Annotated in this window: 4 protein-coding genes; 3 read left to right on the top strand and 1 reads right to left on the bottom strand. The window is 63.6% G+C overall.

Annotated elements, in window-relative coordinates; translation table 11 throughout:
• Positions 1-236 precede the first annotated feature (236 nt).
• A complete protein-coding gene (locus tag TL10_RS29235) occupies positions 237-1283 on the top strand; it encodes a tyrosine-type recombinase/integrase (protein ID WP_079481836.1) in 1047 nt (348 codons plus the stop codon).
• The gene (locus TL10_RS29230) at positions 1280-1603 is read left to right on the top strand and encodes a helix-turn-helix domain-containing protein (protein ID WP_043988434.1); all 324 of its coding nucleotides are present in this window, start codon (positions 1280-1282) and stop codon (positions 1601-1603) included. Before TL10_RS29235 ends, TL10_RS29230 begins: the two co-directional genes overlap by 4 nt.
• 218 nt (positions 1604-1821) lie before the next feature.
• Here TL10_RS29230 and TL10_RS31390 read toward each other — a convergent pair whose 3' ends face one another.
• A complete protein-coding gene (locus TL10_RS31390) occupies positions 1822-1977 on the bottom strand; it encodes a hypothetical protein (protein ID WP_157850402.1) in 156 nt (51 codons plus the stop codon).
• Positions 1978-2268: 291 nt separating this feature from the next.
• On the opposite strand from TL10_RS31390, the gene TL10_RS29225 reads away from it, so the two are divergent.
• The gene (locus TL10_RS29225; RefSeq protein ID WP_043988433.1) at positions 2269-3441 is read left to right on the top strand and encodes a hypothetical protein; all 1173 of its coding nucleotides are present in this window, start codon (positions 2269-2271) and stop codon (positions 3439-3441) included.
• Positions 3442-3497 lie beyond the last annotated feature (56 nt).

The raw sequence follows: 3497 nt of genomic DNA, 5'->3' as shown, positions 1-3497 counted from the left end.
AATGAGGAAATATTGTCATCTGATGCAACATTGGTTGGGTAGCAATGTTGTCCGTTGTAGCAGGTCGGGCGCCGGGGGGTGAGACTTCGGCACCGATTGCCGGTGGTCAACACGCCCCCGATGTCCAACGCATCAATGATGCATCTGTTACAACATGTGTCGTGACCAATAATCTCGAAGGCTCGGCCGAGCGTGTATCGGCGCCCAATGTTGTCCATCTCGAACCGCAACGAGCGATGTTCGAGGCCATGTTGCAGGGCTGGGAGAAACAGCAGCGAGCGCGGTTCTTGAAGGATTCCACGATCGCGCCGCGCCTTCGGCTGGTGCGCCGTTTCGCGGAGTTCTCGGGCCTTTATCCGTGGCAGTGGACGCCGTCTGAGGGTGAGGCGTGGATCAGCGAATTGCGTTCGGGCTCTTCGCCATTGCGGTTCTCGACGGCACGTAACTATGAGATCGACATTCGGGTCTTCTGCGAGTACCTGCTCGATCAGCGGTACGGCTGGTTCGCTGATTGCGCGCAGCAGTTCGGGCAAACCCCGCAGCAGGTCTTCCACGACGACAACTCGATCCTGCACGTCGGGGAGTACGAAGGTGATCCGTCACGGCGCCCGCTGACCTACGACGAGGTTCAGGCGCTGTTCGACGCGGCCGACGGCCGAGTCGAGACGATCCGTTCACGCGGCCGCAAGGGTGCGATGACGGCTCTGCGCGATGCAGCCATGCTGAAGTTCATCTACGCCTACGGGCTGCGTCGCAACGAGGCCGCTCACGCCGATGTTGTTGACCTGCGCCGCAATTCGAAGATGGGCGACTTCGGCAGGTTCGGATCGTTCACGGTCCGGCACGGCAAAGCCTCGCGCGGAGGACCGGCGAAGCGGCGCACCGTGCTCACCGTCCCCGAGATGAGCTGGATCGTGGACATCCTGGACCACTATCTGACCGACGTGCGCCCGCAGTTCCCGGCCGACAAGAAGCCCGCGTTGTGGCTGACCGAACGTGGTACGCGGATCGGCGCCCGGACGATCAACACCGTCTTCACCGAGGTGCGTGATCTGGCCGGCATCGATCCCACGCTGAATTTGCACTGCCTGCGCCACTCGTTTGTGACGCATCTGGTCGAGTTTGACTACCCAGAGCGTTTCATTCAGGAGCAGGTTGGCCACTCGTTCTCCTCGACGACCGCCGTCTATATCGGTGTGTCCAACGAGTACCGCAACCGGATTCTGTCGAACGCCATGCACGCCCGCTACGGCGACGAGCTCGGACCGAGGCCGCCGCAATGAGGACCATGGACTATGCGTGGCACCTGCGCACCAAAATGGCTGAACGCGGGATGTTTTCGACGACCGACCTGCAACCGCACCTGGCGGATCGGGGCGTCGCGCTCTCCCGTGAGCAGACCTATCGCCTGGTCACCGGCCAGCCGCAACGACTGAGCATGAACACCCTGGTTGCGTTGTGCGACATCTTGGACTGCACCCCGAATGACTTGATCGAACCGCGCGTCACCGAAGCATCACCGCGCAAGGCCGCCGGTGGCGACAACGTCACTGCGATCACAACGCGTCGCACCACCATCAAGCGGCCGGGGAGCGGATCATGAGCGTCGCTGCGCCCCCGAAACACGTCTGCGCCCGCTGCGGCCGACTGGCCGAGCGCGCTGCGCGCACTCCTGGTGGTGGCATCTGCAAACGGTGCTACCGCAATGACCCCGCGCGGATGGAACAGTGCTCGGTCTGCGGACGTTCCAAGAACCCGTCACGGCGCACGGCTGACGGAAAACCGTTGTGCAGCAACTGCGCTCGCCCCAAGTATGTGTGCTCAGGATGCGGCCGACTCGATCACGCCAAGAAGATCACTGCCGAAGGTCCGCTCTGCCAGCGCTGCTACACAGCGCCGCAGCGTCAGTGCGGCAGGTGCGGACGCGTCCGAAAAATCGCGGTGCGCGTGCAGCAGGGAACAGTTGACCTGTGCCATCGCTGCGCGCACACCCGCGAATTCGTGTGCAGTCTGTGCTCGAAAATGCAACCCGTACATACACATTGGCCACTCGGCCCGGTCTGCATCCCCTGCTACAAGCGGTCAACACAACACCCCGCGACATGCGCCGGTTGCGGCACGGCCAAAGTCCTCATCGGACGCACCACTGCAGGCGAGCTGGCCTGCGGACCCTGCGTCGGCAGTTCCACCGACTACGTCTGCACAACGTGCGGCCAAGCCGGACCGCAACACTACGAAAACACCTGCCTGAACTGCTCCATCGTGCGCATGACACGCGAACTGCTGACCTCGCACGACGGAACCATCAGTCAGGATCTCGCTGGACTGCCGGACGTTCTCGCCCAGCACGGCCGCGCCGATTCGACGATGCGCTGGCTCATCAAGGCGCGCACCCAGCATTTCCTGCGCCTACTGGCCAACGCCGACGGCGAGTTGACCCACGCCGACGTCGACGCTTGCCCACCCGGATACGCTCGCCACTACGTGCGTGCGCTACTCGTACGGGCACAGATCCTGCCGCGTCGCGACGAGCAACTCGAGCGGTTCGAAACCTGGATCGACGAATACACCGCAGCTCTACCACCGCACCAGGGCGCGGTGTTGGCGCCCTACGCCCGCTGGGGCGTGCTGCGCACCGCCCGACGTCGGGCCGCCCGCCGTGGATTCACCACTTACGCAGCCGATTCCAGCCGCGAGCGCATCCGCACGGCGCAGCGCCTGATCGAACACCTCGAGGCATCCGGACACCAGATCGGTGAGCTGACCCAGGCGATCCTCGATGGCTGGACGGCCGGTAACCGCGAGCGGACCAAGAGCATTTCCGGCTTCGTCACCTGGCTGGGCAAGCGCGGCATCGTCGACGGTGTGACTGCCCAACGGATCCAGCGCCAGTGGCCCAGCGAGATCAGCGACGAGACCGAACATCGGCAGCGAATCACCGACCTGTTGGACATGTCCACAGACATCGAGCTGTCCATCCGAGTGGCTGGGCTGCTGGTGCTGCTCTATGGTCCGCGATTGGTTCAGATCAAGGCGCTCACCACGGCCGATGTTGGCATCGACGGCAAGCGGACCCACCTGGCGCTGGCGCAACACCCGATCGAGCTACCCGCACCCGTCGGCGAACTCGTCAGTCAACTCGCCCGCCAAGCATCGGACAACCCGCGAGCAAGCACGCCCGACGGCGACGCCTACCACCTGTTTCCCGGGGCACGGCCCCATGAGTCGATCCACAGCACCACGCTCAGCGTGAAGCTCACGGCCGCCGGCATCCCAACACGTCTCAGCCGCAACTACGCCATGGTCGCCCTCACCAGTGATCTGCCCGCAGCTGTCGTCGCCACCCAGCTCGGCCTCAGCGCATCGGCAACCACGATGTGGGCCAAGTTCGGTCAACAAGACCAATCCGAATATCTACTCGCACGCCAGCAGGCCCGATGAAATGAAGGAGAACAGTGCCGAATACAGCACACACGAATATAGACCGTCCGCCAGTC

The sequence above is a fragment of the Mycolicibacterium llatzerense genome (assembly GCF_000878195.1).
GTDB classification, from domain to species: domain Bacteria; phylum Actinomycetota; class Actinomycetes; order Mycobacteriales; family Mycobacteriaceae; genus Mycobacterium; species Mycobacterium llatzerense.
The sequence above is the reverse complement of the archived record's forward strand: the minus strand, read 5'-3'. Positions and strand labels throughout refer to the sequence as shown.

What these genes read in the sequence shown, in the direction of transcription:
- TL10_RS29235 (WP_079481836.1), top strand. Translation starts at nt 237, where the DNA reads ATGTTCGAGGCCATGTTGCAGGGCTGGGAGAAACAGCAGCGAGCGCGG.
- TL10_RS29230 (WP_043988434.1), top strand. Translation starts at nt 1,280, where the DNA reads ATGAGGACCATGGACTATGCGTGGCACCTGCGCACCAAAATGGCTGAA.
- TL10_RS31390 (WP_157850402.1), bottom strand. Translation starts at nt 1,977, where the DNA reads ATGGCACAGGTCAACTGTTCCCTGCTGCACGCGCACCGCGATTTTTCG.
- TL10_RS29225 (WP_043988433.1), top strand. Translation starts at nt 2,269, where the DNA reads ATGACACGCGAACTGCTGACCTCGCACGACGGAACCATCAGTCAGGAT.